The organism is Vibrio makurazakiensis (assembly GCF_050337375.1).
Taxonomy (GTDB): Bacteria; Pseudomonadota; Gammaproteobacteria; order Enterobacterales; family Vibrionaceae; genus Vibrio; species Vibrio makurazakiensis.
Window position 1 is genome coordinate 1 of the sequence record NZ_JAKJSW010000257.1, and the last position, 5,373, is coordinate 5,373.

Genomic DNA, 5,373 nt, shown 5'->3' on the forward strand with positions numbered 1-5,373 from the left:
GTCTTAATGTCTTCTATCTTAATGTCATTTTGAGACACTAGGCAGTGTTCGATTGGCTGAGTTAACTCGCCAACAATGTAAAGAGTGGTGTGCTGAAGTAAGTCGTACACTTCATTAATTGAACCTGAGCTGGTGTTCTCTATAGGTAATACACCGTAATCAGCGTGGCCTGATTCGACTGTATTGGCGACCTCTTTGAAATGGTCACAGTTCAGCTCGATTAGCTCTGTATTTTTACGACTGAAGTATTCACGGCTGGCTAAATGAGAGTATGAACCCTTAGAACCAAGAAATGCAACGCGAGCCAATGGCTTACGGCTTTGTGGATTCGCTAGGTTCTGTAAGTAGGATTGTTGCAGCAATACCGAGTCTTCAATAATGGTGTGAAAGAGCTTTGTTATGTACTGGGCATCCAGATCGTATTTGTCTTTACCATTATTAATAAGCTTAACAAGCAATTGTTGCTCACGTGCAGCATCACGCACTGGCTTTGAGGTTTCAACTTTGCTTTTTGCAACTTCAATACTGAGCTTTCGACGCTCTGAAAATAAGCTGAGTAGTTGATCATCGAGTTCGTTTAAACGAAGGCGAATTTCATCGAGAGAAATGTGGCGGTCAGTCATGAATGTTTCCTTATAAAAAAGCCTCCCTTTCTTGGGAGGCTTTCTGTTCGTTTTTGACTTGTTTTTCTAAAACGACTTAGCCTCCGGTTTACGGAAGAAAAAAGAAGTCAAAAATAAACAGATGAGTCGTGTGCATAAAAAGTGGTTGTTTTATGAATGTTTAAACACAATAAGCAAGCTAGGGTAGAGCGTCAAGCAAAAAAATAGCGCCAGTTAGGCGCTATCTTTTGAATCTATTCTTAGGGGTTAATCAACTTCAGCTTCAAGCTCTTCAATTTCTGGTTTTTCTGCTCGACGAGCTTCTGGTTTATGGCGAAGTTTATTCAGTTGGCGTTCCAGTTTTTGCTCAACTTCGTTGACAGCTGTGTATAGGTCATCGTGAATTGATGAAGCTACTAGTTTTCCTTTTGGTACCGTAATAACAGCTTCAAACTTTTTCTTTTTATTTGGTTCTTCGCTAAAACTTGCTTGGCAGCCAATGATGTCTACTTGCCATTTCTCTAGCTTTTTAAATTTGCTTTCTATGTGCTCACGGATAGCAGAGGTGATTTCAATATTTTTACCAGTGATATTCATTTTCATAGATTTTTTCCTCTGTGGTATCCCTTATGGGTTAACTCCAGATTACGTTTTTACCGATCAAATGATGTGATCTGCATCACTTTTTTTGTTCGTGGTATTAGTATTGAAATCAAATGTGATCTTCCGCAAACCTTTGTTCTTTTATTGGTAAAATCGCTTGAACTCAACCCCGAAAAGTCTAGATTGTAGGTAAGGATACGCTAAAAATTATTGTGGTTTTTAGGGAGGCTTTACAGCCTAACAAATTCGGTGGTTAACTTTTGAACATCAAAGGTTTACAACTACGATCACGATTTAAAATCCAATGACATTAAAAAAGCCGCTTAAGTTTTCTTAGGCGGCTTTTTTGTTYCTGGGCTAGGTAAATGACAGCGCAATAAAGTTACCGAGGAAACTGACTCACGGTTAATTTATTTTCAGGTATAACCAAGGCGTTCCCTTCATTTCTTATTGCTTGAATCGCTGCTAGCTGTTTGTAGATGACGTAATAGCGGTTTATGTTCGCAACATAGGTCACAGGCTCTCTGCTCACGTATTTTCGCGTGATGATTTCAACGTTCCTAAACCATACATTTGGGTTGTAGCCTTTCTTTCTTGCAAGGTTACGCATTTTTCTTATTTTTGCCGGGCCTGCGTTATAGGCGGCTAATGTAAAATAAATTTGGTCATCTGGACTAATCGAATCATMGTTGAAGTAGCGATCTTTAATGAAACGCATGTATTTAACGCCAGCATGAATATTGTTATCGACTTTGTGAATATTTCGGATATTCACATTTTTGTCCTTGGCTGTGCTTGGTAGCACCTGCATAACGCCAATAGCGCCTTTGTGGGATACTCGGCTTTGATCTAACCCTGATTCTTGAAATCCTTGTGCAGACATCATGAGGGGATCAAATTCGTATTTACTCGAATATTTTTGAAACACCTCAGCTAGATTTGCAACGCGGTCTACTTTCTTTGGGTTAAGAACGCGACTAAGCCAGCGCGTATTATCTATGTATTTTTGGTAGATAACATTGCCGAGTAATGTACCTGTCCGTGCTTTTTTGACGTACTTATTTATCTCGGACTTCAATTTCGGGCTGTCTTGTCTTAATGCCCAAGCAATTTGACTGTTTTCTCGTAATGGGAGTTCGTTATGTATCTGAATATTGTCCATTACGTTAAGCCACAGCTTGGCTTTATGGCTATCCAATATAGTGCTGTGAATATAGCCCTGATTGACCAGTTCAATGAGCTCATAATCCTGCAGGGACTCTTCAATGAAATGAACATAAACGGGAGGTAACTCTTTGGCATTGAGTTCTTGGTTTACGAGTTGAATACTCTCAAAGTAACTTGAGCTTGCTCTTACCCATACTTCTTTCCCGCTAAGTTGGTCGACTGAGGTGATGTTTTCAGTGTCCTTACCAGTAATGATGAGCTCTTTGCCGTTTTTGATCATCGGGTCAGCGAAGTCGACCGTTTTTAGGCGCTTTTTGGTAACGGTTAAATTTGCAACGGCAATATCGCCATACCCTGATTGTAAAGAGGGCAGTAAGTCGTCGCGTTGAACGGGAATAATTTGTACATTAATAAATGGACTGGTTTTTTTGAGGTTTTTCTCAAAGTGGTAAAGCATTTCAGCAATAATACCTTTAGGTTTACCATCTTCAATAAAGTAGAACCCTAGATCTGCTGAAACAAGTACCCTGACTGTTCCTTTCTTTTTGAGTACATCGAAATCACCCATATATGGGTCATTGCTTAAGGGGGATAGCTCTAATGCATTGGAAATTGGAGCGAAAACCAGAATCCAAATAAGTAATAATAGCCTGATCACATCCACACTCCATGTTGACGTTTTGTTAAGACTTATATTCTCAACATACCGTTTAATGTTCTATTCATCAAGTTTGTGGAATGCAGCGCACAAAAAAACGCACTAACAAGTAGTGCGTTTATCAATTTGTAGAGCTTTATTTTTTATTCAGAGTTTACAGCGGATTTAATTCGATGAGTTTCTCTGTGCGTTTTATCGCGTCTTCAAGCCCTAATTGCTTATAAGCTTCTAACTGGATCTCTAATGATTCGCGAGCTGCGACTGTATCAGGAAATGTCTTTTGCAGTTCCTGAGAACGGTTAATTGCTGCTATCCACGCTTCACGACGCAAGTAAAAATCCGCTGTGGCTAAGTCATAATTAGCTAAACGATTCTTAAGAGAATACATGCGCTTTTGAGAGTCTTCAGCATAGGGGCTATTAGGGTAGCGTTCGAGAAGCTTCTTAAAGTCAGAAAATGCGAGCTTTACAGGTTCAGGATCTCGGTCGCTGCGATCGATATTAAAAATATCGTGCATGAAATTTCGATCTTGTGCCATATGCGTTAGTCCACGCATATAAAGTACCCAGTCCAGTTTTTCATGGGTTGGGTTAAGTCGAGTAAAGCGAGAAATCGTAGCTAAGCCTAACGCTAAATCATCATTTTTATAGTAAGCATAGATAAGGTCTAGCTGTACTTGTTCAGAGTAAGCGCCAAATGGGTAGCGTGAATCTAATGCTTCCAGCTGCTCAATAGCCGTTAACCAGCTACCACTTTGCAGTGCCATTTGAGCTTCCGAATACAAAGCGGACGCTGGAACGTCAGGTACAATTTCGTCACTGCTTGAACAGCCAACCAACAGTGTTAATGCTAATAGACCCGATAAAGTAAGGTGTTTCATGTCAGGCGTCGATTCCTTGAATTTAAATATTTCGTAAGCTTCCGTTACTTTCTAACCAGTAACAGATACAATGATGCAATTATTCTATTTTATCCATAGTAATGGGTATTAGTCTCACGGTTTTTAAAAAAGTTCGATATGGCTCAGCAGATAACATTAACAGACACAGTAAAAAGCAGCCAGTTAGGTCAACGTTTAGACCAAGCTGTCGCTGAACTATTTACCGATTTTTCTCGCTCTCGTATTAAAGAGTGGCTACTTAACGGCAAAATCCAAGTGGATGGCGAAGTTATCACTAAACCGCGCGTGAAAGTTATGGGCGGCGAAGAGATTACCTTACAAGCTGAACTTGAAGATGAAGAGCGTTGGGAAGCACAAGATATTCCTCTAGACATTGTTTATGAAGATGATGATTTATTGGTTATCAACAAGCCTCGCGATTTCGTTGTACACCCAGGAGCAGGTACGCCGGATGGAACCGTGCTAAACGCGTTACTGCACCATTACCCACAAATCGCTGAAGTACCTCGTGCTGGTATTGTTCACCGTCTTGATAAAGACACAACCGGTCTTATGGTTGTTGCTAAAACGGTTCCAGCTCAGACTCGTCTTGTACGAGCGTTGGCTAAGCGTCGTATTACTCGTGAATACGAAGCTATTGCTATTGGTAAAATGACAGCTGGTGGTGTGGTAGAGAAAGGCATTAGCCGTCATGCGACTAAGCGTACATTGATGGCAGTAAATGAAGTTGGTAAGCCTGCGGTAACTCACTACCGTGTAGCTGAGCACTTCCGCGAACATACTCGTATTCGTTTACGTCTAGAGACTGGCCGTACTCACCAAATCCGTGTTCATATGTCATATCTTCAGCACCCGCTGCTAGGTGATATTGCATACGGTGGTCGTGCACGCATTCCAAAAGGTGCATCTGAAGAGCTTACGACAATGATTCGTTCTTTCGATCGCCAAGCACTACACGCAGTTATGCTTAAATTTGTTCACCCTACAACGGGTGAAGAAGTTGAGTTCCACGCACCAGTACCGAACGATATGATCGTGATGGCTGAAGCGTTGCGTGTTGATGCTCGTGATAATAAAGAAGACGACATTTAATGACTATGATTGTCCCTAATTGGAAAGCGCCATCTCGGGTAAAAGCGTTTGCTTCAACTCGAGTGGGTGGGTTTTCTAAAAATGAATACCAAGGGCTAAACCTTGGCACTCATGTTGGGGATGATTCTTCTCTTGTTCAGAAAAACAGAGAATGGTTACAACAAGCTTCTAGTATGCCAAACTCACCTGTTTGGCTTAATCAAACGCACTCCGTCGATGTTGTTGAAGTTTATACTTCGACTAATCAAGTGTTGAATGCAGATGGTGTATTCACAGCTCAGACGGGGGTTGTTTGTTCTGCTATGACAGCAGACTGTTTACCTGTACTACTGACGAATGTACAAGGTACG

At 41.0% G+C, this 5,373-nt stretch carries 6 protein-coding genes and 1 other annotated feature; of the genes, 2 read left to right on the forward strand and 4 right to left on the reverse strand.

All coding sequences use genetic code 11. The features are described 5' to 3' along the window. From L4C33_RS19375 to L4C33_RS19390, 4 genes are all read right to left on the reverse strand, one after another. The coding region (locus tag L4C33_RS19375; protein ID WP_428814039.1) for a chorismate mutase at positions 1–623 on the reverse strand (623 nt) is incomplete at its 3' end. A 12-nt stretch (positions 624–635) separates the two neighbouring features. Further along, positions 636–754 (reverse strand) — a sequence feature (Phe leader region). 115 nt (positions 755–869) lie between these two features. Further along, entirely contained in the window at positions 870–1,205 is a 336-nt protein-coding gene (hpf, locus tag L4C33_RS19380; RefSeq protein ID WP_428814040.1) for a ribosome hibernation-promoting factor, HPF/YfiA family, read from the reverse strand. Between the two features lie 382 nt (positions 1,206–1,587). Next, positions 1,588–3,036 (reverse strand): MltF family protein, encoded by a 1,449-nt coding sequence (locus L4C33_RS19385; protein ID WP_428814041.1) that lies wholly within the window; start codon positions 3,034–3,036, stop codon positions 1,588–1,590. A 148-nt stretch (positions 3,037–3,184) separates the two neighbouring features. Beyond that, on the reverse strand, positions 3,185–3,910 hold the full coding sequence (locus L4C33_RS19390; RefSeq protein WP_428814042.1) for an outer membrane protein assembly factor BamD: 726 nt from the start codon (positions 3,908–3,910) through the stop codon (positions 3,185–3,187). 138 nt (positions 3,911–4,048) lie between these two features. Between L4C33_RS19390 and rluD the strand changes: the two genes are divergently transcribed. Next, positions 4,049–5,023, forward strand: a complete 975-nt coding sequence (rluD, locus tag L4C33_RS19395) for a 23S rRNA pseudouridine(1911/1915/1917) synthase RluD (RefSeq protein WP_428814043.1) — start codon at positions 4,049–4,051, stop codon at positions 5,021–5,023. Next, on the forward strand, positions 5,023–5,373 hold a 351-nt coding region (locus tag L4C33_RS19400; protein WP_428814044.1), incomplete at its 3' end, for a purine nucleoside phosphorylase YfiH/LACC1 family protein. The genes rluD and L4C33_RS19400, both read left to right, overlap by 1 nt.

What these genes read in the sequence shown, in the direction of transcription:
- hpf (WP_428814040.1), bottom strand. Translation starts at nt 1,205, where the DNA reads ATGAAAATGAATATCACTGGTAAAAATATTGAAATCACCTCTGCTATC.
- L4C33_RS19390 (WP_428814042.1), bottom strand. Translation starts at nt 3,910, where the DNA reads ATGAAACACCTTACTTTATCGGGTCTATTAGCATTAACACTGTTGGTT.
- rluD (WP_428814043.1), top strand. Translation starts at nt 4,049, where the DNA reads ATGGCTCAGCAGATAACATTAACAGACACAGTAAAAAGCAGCCAGTTA.